A 20,511-nucleotide genomic window follows, 5' to 3' on the forward strand; every position below is an offset into this window, starting at 1 on the left:
ACGATCCAGATCGCTCATGGGAATGACCTTGTGGTGACCCGTGTAGGAGCAGCCGGTCGACGCTCGATTGCTCGCGAAAAACTTGAGAGCGCTGAGGTGCATCTGGCTTCCCGCGTTAGCGTTAACGACCATCGCGAGCAATCGAGCGTCGACCGGCTGCTCCTACACGGGTCACCACAAGGTCATTCCCATGAGCGATCTGGATCGTTATCTGCACGCGGCAACCCGCGAGAACACACGGCGCAGTTACCGGGCAGCCATTGAGCACTTCGAAGTCAGTTGGGGCGGGTTTCTGCCGGCGACCGGCGGTAGCGTGGCGCGTTACCTCGTTGCTCATGCCGGCGTGTTGTCGATCAACACCTTGAAGCTGCGGCTGTCTGCGCTGGCGCAGTGGCATAACAGTCAGGGCTTTGCCGATCCGACCAAGGCACCCGTGGTGCGCAAGGTCTTCAAGGGCATCCGCGCTTTACACCCGGTGCAGGAAAAGCAGGCCGAACCGTTGCAGCTCGAGCATCTGGAGCGAGTCATTACCTGTCTCGAGCAAGAAGCGTTGCAAGCCATGGCGGACGGCGATCAACCCACGCTGTTGCGGGCCAGGCGTGATGCTGCACTGATCTTGTTGGGCTTCTGGCGGGGCTTTCGTAGCGATGAGTTGTGCCGCGTGCAAATCGAACACGTGCAGGCAACCGCCGGCTCGGGCATCACGCTGTATTTGCCGCGCAGCAAAAGTGATCGCGACAACCTGGGCAAGACCTATCAAACCCCGGCGCTGCAGCGCTTGTGTCCGGTGCAGGCTTACATCGAATGGATCAATGCCGCCGGGTTGGTACGCGGCCCGGTGTTTCGCAGGATCGATCGCTGGGGCAACCTGAGCGAAGAGGGCTTGCACGCCAATAGCGTGATTCCGTTGTTGCGTCAGGCATTGCAACGCGCGGGGATTCCCGCCGAGCAATACACCAGTCACTCATTGCGCCGGGGTTTCGCCACCTGGGCTCACCGCAGCGGTTGGGATTTGAAGTCGTTGATGAGTTATGTCGGCTGGAAGGACATGAAATCGGCCATGCGCTATGTCGAAGCCAGTCCGTTTCTCGGGATGACTCAACTCGCCGAGAAACGCATTGGCGAGTAGCTAACATTTTCTTCTATTAACACAGCGTGCTAATAGCCAAAACCAATCGGCGGCATCATCTTTGCCAATGAGCCATCAGGAAGTTGAGTGGGTAGGATTCACCTCATCAACTTTTCAACCCTGACGGAGAGTCACCGATGCCTATCATCAACAGCCACGTTAAACCGTTCAAAGCAACCGCATTCAAAAACGGCGCATTCGTCGAAGTGTCGGACGCCGATCTGAAAGGCAAATGGTCTGTCGTGTTCTTCTACCCGGCCGACTTCACCTTCGTATGCCCGACCGAGCTGGAAGACCTGGCTGATAACTACGCCGAGTTCCAGAAGCTGGGCGTAGAAATCTACAGCGTGTCGACCGACACCCACTTTGCTCACGCTGCCTGGCACAACACTTCGCCTGCTATCGAAAAAATCCGCTACACAATGATTGGTGACCCGACCCACGTGATCTCCCGCAACTTCGACGTGCTGATCGAAGAAGTCGGCCTGGCTGACCGTGGCACCTTCGTGATCAACCCTGAAGGCCAGATCAAAATCGTCGAACTGAACGACGGCGGTGTAGGCCGCGACGCTTCCGAGCTGCTGCGCAAGATCAAAGCCGCTCAGTATGTCGCTGCTCACCCAGGCGAAGTTTGCCCAGCCAAGTGGAAAGAAGGCGAGGCCACTCTGGCGCCGTCTCTGGACCTGGTCGGCAAGATCTAAGTCCGTGAGTCGATTGAGGGCGATGAGCTCTTGAGCCTGTAAACCGCATCGCCCCAAAAAAACGCCTGGGCGAATCTGCCCGGGCGTTGTTTTTTCTACCGTCCTGCCTCTCTACCAAAAACATGGAAATCGCCCGTATGTTGGACGCCAATCTAAAAGCTCAGTTGAAGTCATACCTGGAACGGGTCACCCAGCCGATCGAGATCGTCGCCTCCCTCGACGACGGTGCGAAATCCCAGGAAATGCTCGCGTTACTCAAGGACGTTGCCAGCCTTTCCAGTCTCATTACCTTGCTCGACAACGGTACCGATGCGCGCAAGCCATCGTTCTCGTTGAACCGCCCGGGAAGCGATATCAGCCTGCGCTTCGCCGGCATCCCTATGGGCCACGAATTCACTTCGTTGGTGCTCGCCTTGCTGCAAGTCGGAGGCCACCCTTCGAAGGCCAGTAGTGAGGTGATCGAACAGATCCGCTCGCTCAAAGGCGAGTTCAACTTCGAGACTTATTTCTCGCTGTCTTGCCAGAACTGCCCGGACGTGGTCCAGGCGCTGAACCTGATGGCGGTGCTTAACCCGAACATTCGTCACGTTGCCATTGACGGCGCGCTGTTCCAGGACGAAGTCAATGATCGTCAGATCATGGCGGTGCCAAGCGTTTACCTGAACGGGGTCAACTTCGGCCAGGGCCGTATGGGCCTGGAAGAAATCCTCGGCAAGATCGACACCAGCGGCATCGAGCGCCAGGCTGAAAAGATCAGCGCCAAAGAGGCCTTTGATGTGTTGGTGGTGGGCGGTGGCCCGGCCGGTGCTTCGGCTGCGATCTACGCCGCCCGCAAAGGCATTCGTACCGGTGTCGCTGCCGAGCGTTTTGGTGGGCAGGTGCTGGACACCATGGCCATCGAAAACTTCATTTCGGTCCAGGAAACCGAAGGGCCGAAACTGGCCGTGGCCCTGGAAGAACACGTCAAGCAATACGACGTCGACATCATGAATCTGCAGCGCGCCGATGCGCTGATTCCCGGCAAGAGCGGGGCGCTTCACGAAGTCAAATTCGCCAGCGGCGCATCGCTCAAAGCCAGGACGGTCATCCTCGCGACCGGCGCCCGCTGGCGTGAAATGAACGTCCCGGGCGAGCAGCAATACCGTAACCGTGGCGTAGCTTACTGCCCGCACTGTGACGGCCCGCTGTTCAAGGGCAAGCGCGTGGCGGTGATCGGTGGCGGCAACTCGGGTGTCGAGGCGGCCATCGACCTGGCCGGTATCGTGGCGCACGTCACGCTCCTGGAGTTCGATGTGCAGCTACGCGCCGATGCGGTATTGCAGCGCAAGCTGCACAGTCTGCCGAACGTTACGGTGATCACCCATGCGCAAACTACTGAAGTGACCGGCGATGGGCAGAAGGTCAACGGCTTGCTCTACAAGGATCGGCAGTCAGGCGAAGTGTTGAATGTCGAGCTGGAAGGGATCTTTGTGCAGATCGGTTTGCTGCCCAACACCGATTGGCTGAAGGGTACGATCGAGCTGTCGCCTCGTGGTGAGATTATTGTCGATGCACGCGGCGAGACTTCACTGCCGGGGGTGTTCGCCGCCGGTGACGTGACCACGGTGCCGTATAAGCAGATTGTCATTGCAGTGGGCGAGGGTGCCAAGGCATCGCTCAGCGCGTTCGATCATTTGATTCGCACGTCCGCACCTGCATAAATCCTCGATGCAGAAACAAAACCCCTGTGTGATCGTTCCCACGCTCCGCGTGGGAATGCAGCCCGTGACGCTCTGCGTCACATCCAAAGCGGACGCGGAGCGTCCGTTGAGGCATTCCCACGCAGAGCGTGGGAACGATCATGTTCTGGATCACTTATAGGTGGTTTACAGTGGTGTCGGCTGAATGATTTCAACCCAGTAGGCGTCCGGGTCCTTGATGAAGGCCAGGCTCTTCATGCGGCCGTCGCTCAGGCGTTTCTGGAAGTCCACACCCAGTGCTTCAAAGCGCTCGCACGCGGCGCGGATATCCGGCACCGAGATGCAGATATGGCCGAAGCCTCGTGGGTCGGTATTGCCGTTATGGTAGGCAAAATCCGCGTCGTTTTCGGTGCCGTGGTTGTGGGTCAGTTCGAGAATGCCGGGAATCGACTTCATCCACTCGGTACGCGCGCCAGCGTCAGCCGGGATCTGCGCTTTATCAACCAGGGCCAGGAAGTACAGACTGAATTCGGCTTCCGGAAAGTCGCGTTTTTCCACCAGGGAGAAACCCAGGATGCGGGTGTAGAAGTCCAGCGACCTGGTAATGTCCTTCACCCGCAGCATGGTGTGGTTGAAGACGAATTTCTGAGTGGCAGTGTCGGTCTGGGCGGTCACACCCGGGAAAGTGTTCAGTTCGTGCAGGCTCATGGGCCCTCCAGAAAATAAGTGGGGCAAACGGCGCTCCAGGTCACGAGCGGTCCCCTGGCTTGCGGTTGATTGGGTGGACCAATGATACGCAAGCGTTGCTGGCAGCGCCAAACCATACGTCAACAGACCCTGGCCTATTGCCTGGTGACGTTGCGGGCCTCAAACTTTATCGTTCGACCCGCGAGTGCTCATTGCAATGATCCGACCCTATAAAACCCTATTCGTTTTGACAGGCCTGTTGCTTGGCAGTGCTGGCATTCAGGCTGCCGACCCGGTTATCACCTGGCCCAACGGCTGGGAAGTGGAGGTGTTGCCGCAAGAAGGCTCAACGCTTGAGTCCTCGCCCAAAGTGTCCAGGCAGCGAGCGGTCAAGAATGATCAAAGCGCAACTCCGGTCATGGTCATGGAGTTGACCATGACTCAGATTGACGCCGGGCATCAGGTCAATCTGCAGGGGGTGTTGCTGGAAATGCGCAAGTCCGTGCAAAAGGATTTCGTTTCGGGGGGATATCAAAGCGTTTGCAACAAAATCCACTCAGCCACATTGAGTCGGCTGTCGGCGCTTGAAACCACTTGCACCATCACGCAAAACGGGCGGCACGTACTGTCTCAAACATTAGTCGCTGCGGTTGATGGCGATAAAGCTTATGTTCTTTCCTATGCAGGGCAAGCAGAGGCTTATGCGGCGAGCCAGGATGAGATACTCGTTGCACGAAACAGCCTGAAACTTTAATTGTTTGTTCAATCGTTACGGATTTTGCGCCGGGATTTGCTGTTAGCTAGTCGAGGGGGCAAGTACAAAGTTGTGGTGTGGGCCGGGTATTTCTAACGGGCTCGACAACCATCGTTAGATTGACTGCCGCCCTGAACGAAAAGGCCCTGCATGTGCAGGGCCTTGATGTGGCGCAATCGCTTAAGCTCGCAGCCAGGACTCAACGGTGGCGGCACCGTACTGTTCCTTCCAGGCTTTCAAGCCGCGGTGATTACCGCCCTTGGTTTCAATCAGTTCACCGGTATGCGGGTTGTGATAAACCTTGACCACGCGGGCCCGACGCGTCTTCGGAGCAGCCACAAGCGGGCTGGATTTACCCAGCTTCGGATCGAGGATGGCGATGATGTCGCGCAGGCTCTTGCTGTAGGTTTTCATCAGGCCCTGGAGCTTTTCTTCGAATTCGATTTCTTTCTTGAGCCCGGCGTCATTCTTCAGCGATTCCAGCTGCGCAAGCTGTTCTTGAAGGGCCTTTTCAGCGGCACGAAATTCAGCGAGTCTGGACAATATCTTCACTCCAATAGTGTATTTGGCTGATACCAACCGCAAACAAAGCTATAAGCCAAGAGCCTTAGGACGAGTCGGTGATAATGGCTCACCTGCAATCTTGCACAGGCAGCAAAAATTGTAGTAGTTAATGCATCAAGAGTAAATCATGTCTTTTTGTTCATCGGGTGGATAAGAGTCGCCCGATGCAATGTGCTGCATGATTCAATTGCAACATGGGGATTTTTGTCCGGTAAGCCTCTCTATTTAATGGTGATTTAATGTCAGGAGGAATTCATCTCCGGGCATGGGCCGAGCGAATAGATAGCCTTGCAGAAAATCCACACCTTGTGCCGCGAGATAGTCGCGTTGTTCGGGTGTTTCGACACCTTCTGCAACGATACCCAGGTCGAGTTTGCCTGACAGTTCAATGATGCTGTCGAGTATATGACGGGACAGGGCGTCGACTCCGATCATCGCTACAAAGCTCTGGTCTATTTTCAAGAAGTCCACATTGAATTGGCGCAAATAGCCCAGGCTCGAGTGGCCTGTGCCGAAATCGTCGATGGCGATCATGACACCCAGCTCATGGAGTTGTTTGAAGAGCTCCCGGGTGATGTCTGTTGGCTCGATCAGCTCGCGCTCAGTCAACTCCAGAACGAGCGTGACTTTGCCGGGTGGGAATGCGCCGAGAAACTCCCGGCAGTCTTCAACCAGCTCCAGGTCATGGCAGTGGCTGGCGGTGATGTTGATACCGATATGGAAGCCGTCATTGAATGACTGGGCATTTGGGGCCAGCAATGCAGCGGTTTGCCGCATCAATGAGCGGGTCATCGGGACGATCAATCCGCAGTGCTCGGCAAACGGGATAAACAGGTCCGCACGCACCAGGCCTTCTTTGGGGTGTTGCCAGCGCATCAACACTTCCATACCGGCCCATTGCTTGTTATCGCCGCGTACCACGGGCTGGAAATAGGGAATGAACTCAGCTGCCTTCAATGCACGTTGTAACTCATGGCTTGGCGAGGATGAGTGCTTCTGCAGCCGATGGCCAATGGTTCCGGAAATTACACCGAAGAAGATCAGCAGGCTGAAAAGAGCCGGGTACCTGGCCTTCATATAGCGCCAGACTTCGCCCTCAGGCATACCTGCTTCGACACTATAGGCATAGCGCGATGATTTTAGATGGTTGGGGGCCACGGGGAAGACCGGTAAACGCGAGTCGTGAACCTGGCCATCGGCGGATAACCAGTTGGAACCTACCTGGAGCACGAGGTCTGTATAGCGGCTTATCAAACGCAGTGCATTGGTCAGATGGTAACCATCGATGGTTGCAAGAGCTCCCTGACTGCCCTCGCTCAATCGATAGACAAGCACGGCAGTATTTGGCGTGACGGGGTTGCCACTCATCAGCCACAGTTTCCCTTCGACATAATCTTCAGGGTCAAGCACTGCAACAGCGCTGTTGCCATACAGAGAACTGCAATAGTTACTGTTATTCCAGATCAGGTTGGTAGAGCGCACGAAAGGGCGACGGGTGACTTGCTCGCGAAGTGCCAACTGTTTGTCGTCATCACAAGACGGTCCCGCGAGGGGGAGAATCTCCCGCGCCGCCATCGCGGTGTTATCGAGCATCAAGTCAAATTGGCGCACCGCCTCTTCGGCGGTTTGTGCGGTGGCCTGCTCCAGTGTGCGCTGCGCTTGCGTATACAGGATGGCGAACCCAAGCACTACGGGCATCGCTGCAGTCAAAACGGTTATTGCAATACGGCGGGTCCGTTGCTGACGACTTTTAACAGTCAATGGCATTTGCGAAACCTATAGCGAAGTAAGAGCGGTAGGGCTCTCAAATACGGGTAGGGCAATGACTTTCCTCCCAAAAAGAGTTCATGCACCGGCCATGATAGTTGGTGCACGCACTTTACGCTTTTTCATCGGTAATCGAGGCTCAAGGCCAACTTGATGAAGGCCAGTGTCGCCGGCGATGCCTGCCGTTGATCCAGTACTGCCAGACCCACCTGACGCTTGACCTGAGGACACAGCGCTCTTTTTACATACCGGTCGTCTGCGCAGTTCGGTAGCGACAACTCGGCGACGATCGTCAAGGCGTCACCGCGGCTGACGGTCTCCAGTGTGCTGAGCAACTGCGAGCTTCGATAACGAATGTCGGGCGTCAATCCGGATGCGGTGAACAGCCTTGAAACCAGCTCCGATGAGCCCGCCTGCGTGAGAATGAACGGGTCGTCGCACAGGTCTTTCAAGGTCACGCCTTTCTTCGCGGCCAGCGCATGATCGACCGGGATCAGCGCGACCATCTGGTCTTCGACCAATGCATACGTATCGAAGCGCTCTTCAGGCAATACCACAAATCCGATATCGATCCGCCGCTCTTCGAGCCACTGGACGACCTGATGGTCCGGGCCTTCGTCGATGTGCACCTCAATCCCTGGATGGGCTGCACGATAGGGCTGCAGAATCATCGGCAGAAGTCTCATCGATGACGTCGGCCCAAAGGAGCCAATGCGCAAAGTACCGCGTTTCATGCCGCGCGCATCGGCGGCTTCCTGTTGCATGGTGTTGGCCAGGCCCAGCATGGCCCGGGCGCGCAACACCAATTGCTGGCCGATGTCACTCAGTTCGACCTGGGACTGATGCCTTCTGAGCAGCTCGACGCCAAGCTCTTGCTCCAGCGATTTGATGGCGTGGGATACCGCCGATTGGGTAATTCCCAGGCGGGTCGCGGCGCTGGTAAAACCGCGCAGCTCGGCAACCAGCGAAAAGATCTCGAGTTGGGTCAGGGTCATGAGTTTTTACTCATTTTACGATGATCATGTATTAGGTGAAGAATACGCTATCCCCTGCCTTCGCGCCCGAGAGTGTTATGAGAACCGATGTAAACGCTGTCCCGATTGAATCCGATGTGCCGGTTTACCTGAAGCTGGCGGCGGTCACGATGATCTGGGGCGGGACTTTTGTCGCTGGACGTTTCCTGGCCGACACGCTCAACCCGTTGCTCGCGGCGAGCGTGCGCTTTCTGCTGGCCAGTCTGGCGTTACTGCTGTTCATGGCGCTGGCACGTATCCCCTTGGCGCGCCCCAACCTCAAGCAATGGCTGCAGTTGGCCGTGCTGGGGTTCTTCGGGATCTTTTTCTATAACCTGTGTTTTTTCTATGGATTGCATTACATCAACGCCTCGCGCGCTTCGCTGATCGTGGCGTTGAACCCGGCAGTCATCGCCCTCGCGTCGTGGCTGTTGTTCAGGGAGCGCTTGAGTCGGGCGAGAGTTTTCGGCATCGGGATTTGCCTCGCAGGGGCGGGCCTGGTGATCGTCAGTCGAAATCAGCAACTGTTCAACGGCGCTGCGAATGCCTGGGTCGGTGACTTGCTGATTTTCGGCTGCGTGCTGGGCTGGGGAACCTTCTCGCTGTATTCCAAAGGCCTGAACCAGGCTCTGGGGTCACTGCAAACCGTGACCTATTCGATCCTGATCGGCACCGTGATGCTCTGGGCGACCAGTGCAGCGCGCGGTGAACTGAGTATCGAGGTGCTGGCAAGCCTCAACCCCAGGCAGTTTTTCAGCCTGCTTTATTTGGGCGTGCTGGGTTCGGCGCTGGCCTATATCTGGTACTACGACGGTATCCGAAAAATCGGCGCAACCCGTTCCGGCGCTTTCATCGCCCTCAACCCGCTGACTGCGGTAATTCTCGGAGCACTGCTGCTGGGTGAGCAACTGACCCTGCCGATGTACCTGGGCGGCGGGTTGATTCTGGGGGGCATCTACCTGTGCAACAAACCCCTTGCACTGGCGTCAAAAAAGGGGATTTGATACAGAATGCGGACAAACTGTTTTACGCTGTGTAGAATCGGTTTACGCATACAAGAATAAGTCTTCTGGCAGCAGAAGCCTCGCCCGTACGAGAATGGGTCGACATGAAGCTACTAGGGTTCCAATTGATTTTCGGTGATTTCCTCGCCCGCAGCGTGCGGGGGATCTCCTGCGCGCCGCCCGTCGGCTTCAGCATTGATAGCAACTAACGATCCGTTAATTCCAGCTGTTAATTCTAAAAGCATGATGAGGCGCCAACCATGGCAGATTTATACGAAAACCCAATGGGCCTGATGGGCTTTGAGTTCATCGAATTCGCATCGCCGACCCCAAACACGCTCGAACCGATCTTCGAGATCATGGGGTTCAGCAAAGTCGCAACCCATCGCTCCAAAGACGTGCACCTGTATCGCCAGGGCCACATCAACCTGATCCTCAACAACGAACCCCACAGTGTCGCCTCGTACTTCGCGGCCGAGCACGGCCCGTCGGTTTGCGGCATGGCGTTTCGTGTCAAGAATGCCCAGCAGGCGTTTGCCCGTGCCCTCGAACTTGGTGCCCAGCCGATTCACATCGAGACCGGCCCGATGGAGCTGAACCTGCCGGCGATCAAAGGGATCGGCGGCGCGCCGCTGTACCTGATCGACCGTTTCGGCGAAGGTAGCTCGATCTACGACATCGATTTCGTGTTCATCGAAGGTGTTGACCGCAACCCGGTCGGGGCTGGCCTGAAAATCATCGATCACCTGACCCACAACGTGTATCGCGGTCGCATGGCGTATTGGGCGAATTTCTACGAGAAGCTGTTCAACTTCCGTGAAATCCGGTACTTCGACATCAAGGGCGAATACACCGGCCTGACCTCCAAGGCCATGACCGCCCCGGACGGCATGATCCGCATTCCGCTGAACGAAGAATCGTCCAAGGGCGCAGGGCAAATCGAAGAGTTCCTGATGCAGTTCAACGGCGAGGGCATTCAGCACGTTGCCTTCCTGACCGACGATCTGCTCAAGACCTGGGATCACCTGAAGAAAATCGGCATGCGCTTCATGACCGCGCCACCGGAAACCTACTACGAGATGCTCGAAGGTCGTTTGCCGAACCACGGTGAACCGGTCGAAGAACTGCAATCGCGCGGGATTCTGCTGGACGGTTCGTCCGAGCCGGGCGACAAACGCCTGCTGTTGCAAATCTTCTCGGAAACCCTGATGGGGCCGGTGTTCTTCGAATTCATCCAGCGCAAGGGCGATGATGGCTTCGGCGAGGGCAACTTCAAGGCGCTGTTCGAATCCATCGAACGTGACCAGGTTCGCCGCGGTGTGCTTGCAACCGAGTAATCAGTTGCTGAAGTAAAAGAGCCCGGCTGCAGCATTCTGCAGCCGGGTTTTTTTTTGCGTGTCGGATGGCGATAGTGAATGTGTTAATGTTTTGCTTTCCAGCCTTTTGACCGATCCTCTTATGACCCATCCAAGACCTTCTTTGACATTGACCCTGCTTCAGGCCCGTGAAGCGGCCATGGCGTTTTTCCGACCTTCGCTCAATCAGCACGACCTGACCGAGCAGCAGTGGCGGGTCATCCGCATCCTGCGCCAGAACGGCGAACTGGAAAGTCACCAGTTGGCAAAAATGGCCTGCATCCTGCCGCCAAGCATGACCGGGGTGTTAACCCGTCTTGAGCGCGATGAGTACGTCAGCCGCCGCAAATCCTCTGAAGATCAGCGACGTTTGTTCATCAAACTGACCGAGAAGGGCGAAGCCTGTTTCGTCTCCATGAGTGGTGACATGGAGATCAACTACCAGAAGATCCAGCAGCAATTCGGCGAAGAAAAGATGCAGGCACTGCTGGCACTCCTCAACGAGCTGAAACAAATCAAGCCCTGACTCAAACGGGCCGTTTGAGTCAGGATTTGCGATGGCGTGCCAGGTGTTTAAACCCTTCGAAGATCAACACCAGCACCGCCAGCCATATCGGGATATAGGTCAGCCATTCCCCCGCACCGATGCTTTCTCCCAGCAGCAGGGCGACGCCGAGCAGCAGCACCGGCTCGACATAACTGAGCAGCCCGAACAGGCTGAAGGCCAACAGCCGGCTGGCGATGATGTAGCTCACCAGCGCCGATGCGCTGATCAGCCCAAGCAGCGGGATCAGCAGGTACAGCCACGGGTGCTGCCCGACCACGCCGAAACCTTGCTCACCGCTTTGCACGAACCATAACGCCACCGGCAATAGCAAGGTCATGTCGAGCCACAATCCACCCAGGTTGTCTGCGGCCAGGCGTCGGCGCAGCACGAAATAGGTCGGATAACCGATGGCCACCAGCAAGGTCGTCCAGGAGAAGCTGCCGACCTGATACAACTCATTGACCACGCTGAGGCTCGCGAAGAATGCCGCGATCTTTTGCAGGTGAGAAAGACGCTCGCCGTAAACGAGTCGTCCGGTCAGAACCATGGTCAGTGGCAGTAGAAAATAGCCAAGGGATACATCCAGGCTATGCCCGTTCAGTGGCGCCCACATGAACAACCACAGTTGCACGCCGAGCAATGCCGAAGAAAGCAGCAGGCCCAGCGCCAAAACAGGTTTGTCGAGCAGGCGTTTGATCAGTGCGACGGCGTGTTTCCATTCGCCCGAGGCGAACATGAAGACGGTCATGCACGGCGCGGTCAAGAGCATGCGCCAGCCAAAAATTTCTACGCCGCTGAGGGGCGAGAGCAGCGATGTGTAGAAATACATGACGGCGAACAGCACCGATGCCAGAACCGATAAAGCAATACCTTTTGACACACTGTCCTCGCGAGACCCTGGGGTTTAAGCGTTTTTGAAAGGGGGGGGGTTTTGCGGTGAGAATATATTGCTTTTATCGTGAGACGTTTACTCTGATTAATGGCCTATTATGGGAAAATTTCTCACGCCCAGGCCCGGCTCATGTCCTTGAACAAGAATCCCGATCTCGATTCCTTTGATCTGGCCATTCTGCAGCGATTGCAGCGCGATAACTCCATGGCGCTGCGGGTGATTGGTGAGCAGGTCAGTTTGTCCACCGCCGCCGTGCAGCGGCGAATCAAACGCATGGAGCAAAGCGGCGTGATCACCGCCAACACCGCCGTGATCGATCCTGAATCTGTCGGTAAACCCATCACTATCCTCGTCGAGGTTCACGCCGAACGAACGCACATCGAAGACCTTGATGTACTGAAGGCACAGATGTCGATCCCACAGGTTCAGCAGTGCTACTACGTCACCGGTGATGCCGATTTCATGCTGGTGATCGTGGTGGAGACGATGAAGGCTTACGAAACCCTGGCCCGTGAGCTGTTTTACGAGAATCGCAATATCAAGTGGTTCCGCAGCATCGTGGTGATGGACCGGGTCAAGGTGAGCTTGAGTGTGCCCTTGAGCTGAGCTCAATCAACTGGAACAGCTCTGGCTCTGCACATCAGCTCAGCCAGGTGACGTGAATGCGGAATAAAAAATCCGAATCTCCATTATTGAAGATTCGGACTTTCAGCGACTACCCAGTGCGCTTAGAGCGAACGCGGTACCCGCCCGGAAACGAAGTGACTGACATCGTTGTAGCCCGGAGTAGAGGAGTGGCCCGGGGTCACCAGCGAGTCGATAAAGGCTTCGTCTTCGGCAGTGATTTTCACCGCCAACGCCTTGGTGTAGGCGTCCCACTGTTCTTCGGTACGCGGTCCGACGATGGCTGAGCTGACTGCTGCATTGTTCAGCACCCAGGCGATGGCAAATTCGACGATGCCGACGCCACGGCCCTGGGTGTATTGCTGGATCTGTTGGGCAATGCGCAGGGATTCGACCCGCCATTCGGTTTCCAGGATGCGTTTGTCCTGTCGCCCGGCGCGGCTGTTGACGTCCGGCGTGACATCGGGCGCGTATTTGCCGCTGAGCACGCCACGGGCCAACGGGCTGTAGGGCACCACGCCGAGACCGTAGGCACTGGCGGCGGTGATCTGCTCTGTCTCGGCCTGACGGTTGACGATGTTGTACAGCGGCTGACTGATCACCGGCCGGTCGACCCCGAGTTTATCCGCCACGCGAATCACTTCAGCAATGCGCCAGCCGCGGTAATTGGACAGTCCCCAGTAGCGGATCTTGCCCTGGCGCAGCAGGTCGCCAATGGCGGAAACGGTGACCTCCAGCGGCGTGTTGTGGTCTTCGCGGTGCAGGTAGTAGATGTCCAGGTAATCGGTGCCCAGCCGGGTCAGGCTGGCCTCGATAGCGTTGAAGAGATGCTTGCGGCTCAAACCCGTGCGATTCGGTACGCCGTCCACCGGGCCGTAACCGACCTTGGACGCGACGACCCACTCCTGACGGCGACTGGCAATCGCTTCGCCGACGATCTCCTCGGAGCGCCCGCCAGTGTAGACATCTGCTGTGTCGATAAAGTTGATGCCCTGATCCCAGGCCTTGTCGATGATCCTCAGGGAGTCCTCGGTGCTGGTCTGTTCGCCGAACATCATCGTGCCCAGGGTCAGGGCGGACACTTGCAGACCGGATTGGCCGAGGGTGCGGTAGCTCATGTTCGAAATCCTCTTTCGGGTTGAGTGTGGGCATACACAAAAACGAGGTTCTTTATTACACCGTTCTGTGTTCCCTCTCAATGCTCCTGGCTTGCGATCCGCGTTGCCGGTGGGAAAAGATCGCAGCCTGCGGCAGCTCCTTGTATCTCGACTATTGATCGTTCCTACGCTCTGCGTTGATCGTTCCCACGCTCCGCGTGGGAATGCCGCCCTGGACGCTCTGCGTCCGCTCTGGATGTGACGCGGAGCGTCACGGGATGCATTCCCACGCGGAGCGTGGGAACGATCAAACCATCAATAGTCGAGATACAAGGAGCTGCCGAAGGCTGCGATCTTTTGATCTTCGGCTACGCGCGCAGCGTACGGGTCATGCGCAGCGCCAGCAGGCTACCGGCAACGATTACCCCGGCCAGCAGATACAGCGCAGCATCGGTCGAACCGGTGCTGTCCTTGACCCAGCCGACCAGGTATGGGCTGAGGAAACCAGCCATCTGCCCCATGGAGTTGATCAGCGCCAGGCCACCCGCCGCAGCACCGGCGCTGAGCATCGCGGTGGGCACCGGCCAGAACATCGGCAAGCCGGTGAGGGCGCCCATGGTGGCGATGCTCAGGCCAAGAATGGCGACGGCCGGATGCGTCGCGAAGTTGACGGCGATCAGCAAGCCCACCGCACCCATCAGCATTGGCACCACCAAGTGCCAGCGACGCTCTTTGTGCAGATCGGCTGAACGACCGACCATCAGCATGAACACCGCAGCCAGCAGATAGGGAATCGCACTGATCCAGCCGATCACCAGATTGTCGCTGAACCCCAGGCTTTTGATGATCGATGGCAGCCAGAAGTTGATCGCGTAAACGCCACTCTGGATGCAGAAATAAATCAGGCCGAAGGCCCAGATGGCCGGATTCTTGAACACCGCCAGCAGTGAGTCGGTGGTGCTTTTTGGCTTGTTTGCCCGATCTTCAGCCTGATCCGCTTCGAGTACCGCACGCTCTTGCGGGGTCAGCCATTTGGCGTTGGCGAAGTTGTCGCTGAGCAGGAAGAACGCCAGCGCGCCGAGAATCATCGTCGGAATGCCTTGCAGCAGGAACATCCACTGCCAACCGGCCAAACCGCCTTGACCCGCCGCGAAGTGGTTGAGGATCCAGCCGGAGAACGGGCTGCCGAGCAAGCCGGAAACCGGGATCGCCGACATGAACAACGCCATGATGCGGCCACGGCGGAAGGTCGGGAACCACTGCGAGAGGTAGAGCACCACGCCGGGGAAGAACCCGGCTTCAGCCGCACCGGTGAACAGCCGCAGAGTGTAGAACTCGGTCGGGGTGGTGACGAACAACAGGCAGGTCGAGAGCATGCCCCAGGTGATCATCATCAGCGCGATCCAGCGCCGTGGGCCGAACTTCGTTAACGCCAGATTGCTCGGTACGCCACACAGCACATAGCCGATAAAGAAGATCCCGGCACCGAGGCCGTACACGGTTTCGCTGAACTTCAGCGCGTCGAGCATCTGCAGCTTGGCAAATCCAACGTTGACCCGGTCGAGGTAGTTGAACAGGTAGCAGATGAAAATGAAGGGGATCAGGCGCAGGGTAATGCGCTTGTAGACGGCATTTTTGTGGTCAGCTGTGACCAGTGTGGCCGCGGCGCTCTGGGACATGGCGGGTCTCTCTTTATTATGATTTTTTGCGATGCGAGGGTAACGTTGATCGCACCAAGAGTCTCGGTCACCCCAGGGTTCCTGTCTTTGTGCCTGCGCACAGGGTTAGGACGCTTGCCCTGTGCTGCTGAACAATCACTAATAAGAAACTGCCTTCAAGGATCACGCTGCTATGTTCGAACTGGATCATGACCTGGCGCAGGATATCGTCGACCGGGCGATGGCCATCCTGCCCTATAACGTCAACGTCATGGACAGCCAGGGCCTGATTCTGGGCAGTGGCGAGCCGGAGCGGGTCAACACCCGCCATGAAGGTGCGCAGTTGGTGCTGGCCAATGGTCGTGTCGTGGAAATCGATGAGCAGACCGCCAAACACCTCAAAGGCGTGCAACCGGGGATCAATCTGCCGTTGTTCCTCGACCAGCGACTGATCGGCGTGTTGGGCATCACTGGTGATCCGGACCAGTTGCGAACCTACGCGCAGCTGGTGCGCATGACCGCCGAGATGCTTGTGGGCCAACGTAACCAGCAGGACGAACAACAATGGCGGCGCCAGCGTTGCGATGATCTGCTGGCCTTGTTACTCAGCGAGGCCGGAGATTCACCACGCTTGATTGACGAGGCCCAACAGCTGGGGCTCAAACCGCAGCTGCCGCGCATTCCTTATCTATTTGAACTGGGGCTGGAACATGGCCCCGGGCAGACCGTTGAAGCATTGAGTGCCTGGCTGGCTTCGCGATATCCCGACAGCTGGTGTGTGAGTTCGGCCAAGTCATCGTTGCTGTGGTGTCGCGCGGCGACGCTGTCGATTGAAAATGAACGGCTGCTGGAAAAACTCGACGGCCAGGGCTGGAACATACTGCGTATCGCCGTCGGTGGTCAGGCCGATGGTCTGCAAGGGTTGCGCCGCTGTTACCGGCGAGTTGGTGACCTGCTGGCCTACGGGCGCGATGTGCTGCCACAGAGTCGCTTGCTGACACTGAACCGCTATCGTCTGCCGGTGATGCTCTGGCGCCATCGCAACGATGATGCCCTCGATGAACTGCTCAATCCGTTGCGCAAGGTCATCGCCAAGGACAGTAACGGCCAGTTGCTGGCGACCCTGCGCAGCTGGTGTGAACACGACGGTCAGAGCCAGGCCTGTGCTGACGCTTTGGGGATACACCGCAACAGCCTGCGCTACCGGATGGAGCGCATCGCCGAACTGAGCGGAGTCGATCCGTTGCGACTCGATGGGATGCTGGCGCTTTATCTCGGGGTGCAGCTGCTGCCTCAAACCGACGCTCACCCTTGACGATGGTCAACGCAATACCCTTGACAGTGGTCAACGCAAATCCCGTAGGAGCACGGCTTGCCGGCGATGGCGTCGTTGAGGTCGCCATCGCGAGCAAGCTCGGCTCCTACAGCAATGGAGGCGACGGCTTTGTGACAATGAACAATAAACCCACCCGGTACTTGTGCAGCGGACCGGCGTTATTCCTGATTCCAACTGGCAGCATGGCTCCATTGGAACTGGAGAACTCACATGAAAATCATCATCGCCCCCGATTCGTTCAAGGACAGCCTGAGTGCCATCGGTGTGGCCGATGCCATCGCCCTCGGGCTGGCGGAGGTCTGGCCGGACGCGCAACTGCTCAAGTGCCCGATGGCGGACGGAGGTGAGGGCACGGTCGAAGCGATTCTCGCCGCGCGCGATGGCGAGTTGCGCAGCACTCAAGTGCAAGGTCCGTCAGGTCTACCGGTGCGGGCCTGTTGGGGCTGGTTGCCGCAGAGCCGCACCGCAATCATCGAAATGGCCGAGGCCAGCGGTTTGCAGCTGGTTGCGATCGGCCAGCGTGATGCCTGTTCCAGCAGCACTTATGGCACTGGCCAGTTGATTGGCGCGGCGCTCGATGCCGGCGCGCAACGGATCATTCTGGCCATCGGCGGCAGTGCCACCAACGACGGCGGCGCCGGTGCGATGCAGGCGTTAGGCGTGCGCTTGCTCGACAGTCAGGGACAAGCATTGAGCCGGGGCGGTCTGGCACTCAAAGCGCTGAGCCGGATCGAACTGGACGCAATGGACCCGCGTCTGGCCCAGGTCCGTTTCGAAATCGCCGCGGACGTCAACAATCCACTCTGTGGTGCCCACGGCGCCTCAGCGATATTCGGCCCGCAGAAAGGCGCCTCGCCTGAACAGGTGCAGCAGCTGGACCAGGCCCTCGGGCACTTCGCCGATCACTGCGCTCAAGTGCTGGCCAGGGACGTGCGTGACGAACCCGGCAGTGGCGCCGCCGGCGGTTTGGGGTTTGCCGCCAAGGCATTCCTGCATGCGCAGTTCCGCCCCGGCGTGGAAGTGGTGGCTGAACTGGTCGGTCTGGCAGCAGCCGTACGTGGCGCCGACCTGGTGATCACCGGCGAGGGCCGTTTTGATGCCCAGACCTTGCGTGGCAAAACCCCCTTTGGTGTCGCGCGGATTGCTCGTCAACAAGGGGTGCCGGTGATTGTGATCGCCGGCACCCTGGGCGAGGGGTATGCGCAGATGTATGAACACGGCGTCGATGCCGCGTTTGCCTTGCCGTCGGGGCCGATGAGTCTTGCGCAGGCCTGCGCTAATGCGCCGCAATTGTTGCGCGAACGGGCAGGGGATATTGCGCGGGTCTGGCGGTTGGCGGTTGGCAAGTCTTAATTCAACGATCGTTCCCACGCTCTGCGTGGGAATGCCGCCCCGGACGCTCCGCGTCCGCTCGTGTGAGGCAGAGCGTCACTGGATGTATTCCCACGCGGGAGCGTGGGAACGATCTTTAATCGCCCGCAAGGCTTGAAGCCATCCCGGGGGGCAGTCGTTGCCTGTCCTAGAGCGCTGTTTCATGTGCTGTACAGCGTGCTTTACCTAACCACTGTATAGGCGGCCACCTGTCAACTCTGACAGTATCGCGTTATTAAAAACCGTGCTTAATTCGCTCAGGCCTCAGCGGCCGCGCAGAGCGAAGGGATGTGTTTTGTCGTACCCGGTTGTATCGATCTGCCAGACAGACTTGATGGTCATTGATATCTCAATGGCCAAAACGGTGTTAATGGGAGAACAACAACATGGCAAGTTCGAATATCAAACTCAAACGGAGAGAGGCACACAGCGCTTATCATAAAATGCGCACCGAACATCGGGCAAGGTTGGCCGATAAACCGATAGAAATCAACCCGGGGGATTTCGCCGACCCGGTGACCAAACTTCTCAAGGGCCCCAACCTGAAGAACGGGCTGAAGGTGTATATCCCGAAATGGGATACCCTGCCGCCGCCAACTGTCCCGGAGAAAATCGAGGTTTTATTCAATCGTGGAAGTGGTCGTTTTGACGTCGTGGCGGAACATGAGTTTGTAATACCGGCTGGCCAGACCGATTTTTCGGAAACCTTCCCGTACGAGATGCTCATCGACGCCAACCACCTTCCGCAAGACGCTACGTGTCATCTGAAATATCTCCACCACACCTATCAAGGTGATGAAATCGATTCTCCGGCCGTGACAGTCATTTGCGATCAACTGCCACCTTATAAACACGGACCGCCGCTGGCATTGAAATTTGCCACGGACTACCTCGACGATACGACGTTGCCCAGTGGTGGCAAGCTGACTGCAACGATTCCTGGTTATCCCGACTGGCAAGACACTGACAAAATCGCCATTTACCTGGTTGACGCAGCCAATATCCCTGTGGATCCGACCAGCGCCGATCAGGTTTTCTTCGATACTGTACCCACCCCAGGCGTTACTGACACCGATGTGGAAATTGACGCAGACCTTGTTCGAGCGTTTGGAGATGCCGAATGCGTTCTTCTCTATGCGTTGATCGACAAGGCATTGAACCCTAGCGCGGTCTCGATCCACAAGAAAATGAGCCTCACTTTCGGGCCGCTGCCGACCAATCTGCAACCGCCGGAAGTTCCTCAGGCAGTTCCGGGACCGTTGGCGGTTGAACATGCTCTGGCGGGTGTGAGCGTCTGGATTCCCAGATATGACAACCCTAAGCCCAATGACAACATTCGATTGAAATGGGGTAACACCCCTCTGGCTGACTATCCTGTTGGACCCAATCCACTGGAGAAGATTGAGGTCCCGGTGCTGCCTATCAAGACGCTGATCCTGGAGTACGGAGAGAACACTACCGGAGACAAGACAACCAACGTCAGCTATGAAGTCATTCGCAGTGGGCGGCCATTTGGTCCTAAAGCTACCGATATCGAAGTCAACTTCGAGGTTCCAATTCCGTGGTTGCCCTGGCCGTCTGACGATTGGCCGAATCCGGTACATCCAAGCCTGTTGGAAGGTGAAGTCAAGAACTACGATGACACCCGGACCAATAAGTTGATACGGGACGACAAGGAAAAGGACGCGAAATTCACGTTCACTTGGTACGACGAGGCGGTTAACGGTCACATCGTCGACTTCTTCTGGAATGGTGCCCGTGTCCTCGAGGCTCAGATTCCCTTTGATGATTCGAATCCGGAGCATGTGCCTGGCAATGAGCAAACCGTTGACATTCCCTGGCAGTACATCAAGGACGGTGGCAACGGGTCGACAGTACCCGTGCACTATCAGGTTAGCGCGGCAGGCCTGGTAAATGATCTGCTTTCAGAGACGACCGAGGTTGATGTTAACGCGATCGCTGTTGAACTGCCGCCTGCGAGTTTTCCCACCATTCCCGATCCGACCGGTTACCCAGGCTGCTCGGTCCTGGAGGCTGATGGCTCGCTCAAAGTCGACATACCTGACCTTACCGGGCTGCTAAAGGATGGCGACACGATCAAGGTCGTATTCACGCCAATGAAAGGGGAAGATCTAAACGCACCCGAAGATCCGATTACAGACGCAATATTCATTGAAGATTATGTGCTAGGCACTGATGGGGCTGTCACCGGCTTCACTATTCTAGTGGAACCCTACACCACTTATATCCTGCCTCTCTATAACGAAAACGCACCCGGTCGAAGAGGCCGCGCGAAAATCTAGTACTTCTTTGATGACGGCACGGAAGAGATT

The 20,511-nt window shown here is 57.3% G+C and carries 18 protein-coding genes; 11 read left to right on the forward strand and 7 right to left on the reverse strand.

Translation table 11 applies throughout. From position 1 onward, the window contains the following. Positions 1 to 190: 190 nt before the first annotated feature. The 3 genes from AC07W5_RS14355 to ahpF all read left to right on the forward strand — a co-directional run bounded on the left by AC07W5_RS14355 (position 191) and on the right by ahpF (position 3,530). Positions 191 to 1,129, forward strand: a complete 939-nt coding sequence (locus AC07W5_RS14355) for a site-specific integrase (RefSeq protein ID WP_495023640.1) — start codon at positions 191 to 193, stop codon at positions 1,127 to 1,129. Between the two features lie 137 nt (positions 1,130 to 1,266). Further along, positions 1,267 to 1,830 (forward strand): alkyl hydroperoxide reductase subunit C, encoded by a 564-nt coding sequence (ahpC, locus tag AC07W5_RS14360; protein WP_419119408.1) that lies wholly within the window; start codon positions 1,267 to 1,269, stop codon positions 1,828 to 1,830. A 137-nt stretch (positions 1,831 to 1,967) separates the two neighbouring features. Beyond that, entirely contained in the window at positions 1,968 to 3,530 is a 1,563-nt protein-coding gene (gene ahpF, locus AC07W5_RS14365) for an alkyl hydroperoxide reductase subunit F (protein WP_494991302.1), read from the forward strand. Positions 3,531 to 3,695: 165 nt separating this feature from the next. On the opposite strand, the gene gloA is transcribed toward ahpF, so the two are convergent. Next, positions 3,696 to 4,217 carry a lactoylglutathione lyase gene (gene gloA, locus AC07W5_RS14370; protein WP_495023641.1) on the reverse strand — a complete coding sequence of 174 codons (522 nt, stop codon included), beginning with the start codon at positions 4,215 to 4,217 and terminating at the stop codon, positions 3,696 to 3,698. A gap of 196 nt (positions 4,218 to 4,413) precedes the next feature. Between gloA and AC07W5_RS14375 the strand changes: the two genes are divergently transcribed. Then, on the forward strand, positions 4,414 to 4,950 hold the full coding sequence (locus AC07W5_RS14375) for a DUF4946 domain-containing protein (protein ID WP_494991718.1): 537 nt from the start codon (positions 4,414 to 4,416) through the stop codon (positions 4,948 to 4,950). Positions 4,951 to 5,130: 180 nt separating this feature from the next. On the opposite strand, the gene AC07W5_RS14380 is transcribed toward AC07W5_RS14375, so the two are convergent. The 3 genes from AC07W5_RS14380 to AC07W5_RS14390 form a co-directional block, all read right to left on the reverse strand. Then, the gene (locus AC07W5_RS14380) at positions 5,131 to 5,493 is read right to left on the reverse strand and encodes a histone-like nucleoid-structuring protein, MvaT/MvaU family (protein ID WP_494991304.1); all 363 of its coding nucleotides are present in this window, start codon (positions 5,491 to 5,493) and stop codon (positions 5,131 to 5,133) included. 246 nt (positions 5,494 to 5,739) lie between these two features. Continuing rightward, positions 5,740 to 7,281 carry an EAL domain-containing protein gene (locus AC07W5_RS14385; RefSeq protein ID WP_495023642.1) on the reverse strand — a complete coding sequence of 514 codons (1,542 nt, stop codon included), beginning with the start codon at positions 7,279 to 7,281 and terminating at the stop codon, positions 5,740 to 5,742. A gap of 122 nt (positions 7,282 to 7,403) precedes the next feature. Then, complete coding sequence (locus tag AC07W5_RS14390; protein ID WP_494991306.1) at positions 7,404 to 8,276, reverse strand: LysR family transcriptional regulator; 873 nt, start codon at positions 8,274 to 8,276, stop codon at positions 7,404 to 7,406. Positions 8,277 to 8,353: 77 nt separating this feature from the next. On the opposite strand from AC07W5_RS14390, the gene AC07W5_RS14395 reads away from it, so the two are divergent. The 3 genes from AC07W5_RS14395 to hpaR all read left to right on the forward strand — a co-directional run bounded on the left by AC07W5_RS14395 (position 8,354) and on the right by hpaR (position 11,179). Further along, a complete protein-coding gene (locus tag AC07W5_RS14395; protein ID WP_495023643.1) occupies positions 8,354 to 9,298 on the forward strand; it encodes a DMT family transporter in 945 nt (314 codons plus the stop codon). A gap of 260 nt (positions 9,299 to 9,558) precedes the next feature. After that, entirely contained in the window at positions 9,559 to 10,635 is a 1,077-nt protein-coding gene (hppD, locus tag AC07W5_RS14400; RefSeq protein WP_494991308.1) for a 4-hydroxyphenylpyruvate dioxygenase, read from the forward strand. Between the two features lie 121 nt (positions 10,636 to 10,756). Then, positions 10,757 to 11,179: a homoprotocatechuate degradation operon regulator HpaR gene (gene hpaR, locus AC07W5_RS14405; RefSeq protein ID WP_494991309.1), complete on the forward strand. Its 423-nt coding sequence runs from the start codon at positions 10,757 to 10,759 to the stop codon at positions 11,177 to 11,179. 19 nt (positions 11,180 to 11,198) lie between these two features. On the opposite strand, the gene rarD is transcribed toward hpaR, so the two are convergent. Next, entirely contained in the window at positions 11,199 to 12,080 is an 882-nt protein-coding gene (gene rarD, locus AC07W5_RS14410) for an EamA family transporter RarD (protein WP_495013498.1), read from the reverse strand. Between the two features lie 141 nt (positions 12,081 to 12,221). On the opposite strand from rarD, the gene AC07W5_RS14415 reads away from it, so the two are divergent. Further along, the gene (locus AC07W5_RS14415) at positions 12,222 to 12,698 is read left to right on the forward strand and encodes an Lrp/AsnC family transcriptional regulator (RefSeq protein WP_495013497.1); all 477 of its coding nucleotides are present in this window, start codon (positions 12,222 to 12,224) and stop codon (positions 12,696 to 12,698) included. Positions 12,699 to 12,820: 122 nt separating this feature from the next. Here AC07W5_RS14415 and AC07W5_RS14420 read toward each other — a convergent pair whose 3' ends face one another. Together AC07W5_RS14420 and AC07W5_RS14425 are read right to left on the reverse strand one after the other, a co-directional pair. After that, positions 12,821 to 13,834, reverse strand: coding sequence for an aldo/keto reductase (locus AC07W5_RS14420; RefSeq protein WP_495013496.1), 1,014 nt, complete (start codon positions 13,832 to 13,834; stop codon positions 12,821 to 12,823). A 347-nt stretch (positions 13,835 to 14,181) separates the two neighbouring features. Then, positions 14,182 to 15,492: an MFS transporter gene (locus AC07W5_RS14425; protein WP_494991312.1), complete on the reverse strand. Its 1,311-nt coding sequence runs from the start codon at positions 15,490 to 15,492 to the stop codon at positions 14,182 to 14,184. Between the two features lie 172 nt (positions 15,493 to 15,664). On the opposite strand from AC07W5_RS14425, the gene AC07W5_RS14430 reads away from it, so the two are divergent. The 3 genes from AC07W5_RS14430 (at position 15,665) to AC07W5_RS14440 (ending at position 20,481) form a co-directional block, all read left to right on the forward strand. Continuing rightward, complete coding sequence (locus tag AC07W5_RS14430; protein WP_495023644.1) at positions 15,665 to 16,786, forward strand: sugar diacid recognition domain-containing protein; 1,122 nt, start codon at positions 15,665 to 15,667, stop codon at positions 16,784 to 16,786. Between the two features lie 231 nt (positions 16,787 to 17,017). Next, on the forward strand, positions 17,018 to 18,160 hold the full coding sequence (locus tag AC07W5_RS14435; protein WP_495023645.1) for a glycerate kinase: 1,143 nt from the start codon (positions 17,018 to 17,020) through the stop codon (positions 18,158 to 18,160). Between the two features lie 404 nt (positions 18,161 to 18,564). After that, positions 18,565 to 20,481, forward strand: coding sequence for a hypothetical protein (locus AC07W5_RS14440; protein ID WP_495023646.1), 1,917 nt, complete (start codon positions 18,565 to 18,567; stop codon positions 20,479 to 20,481). The last annotated feature ends 30 nt before the right edge of the window (positions 20,482 to 20,511 follow it).

The organism is Pseudomonas sp. GW821-FHT01E05 (assembly GCF_059422425.1).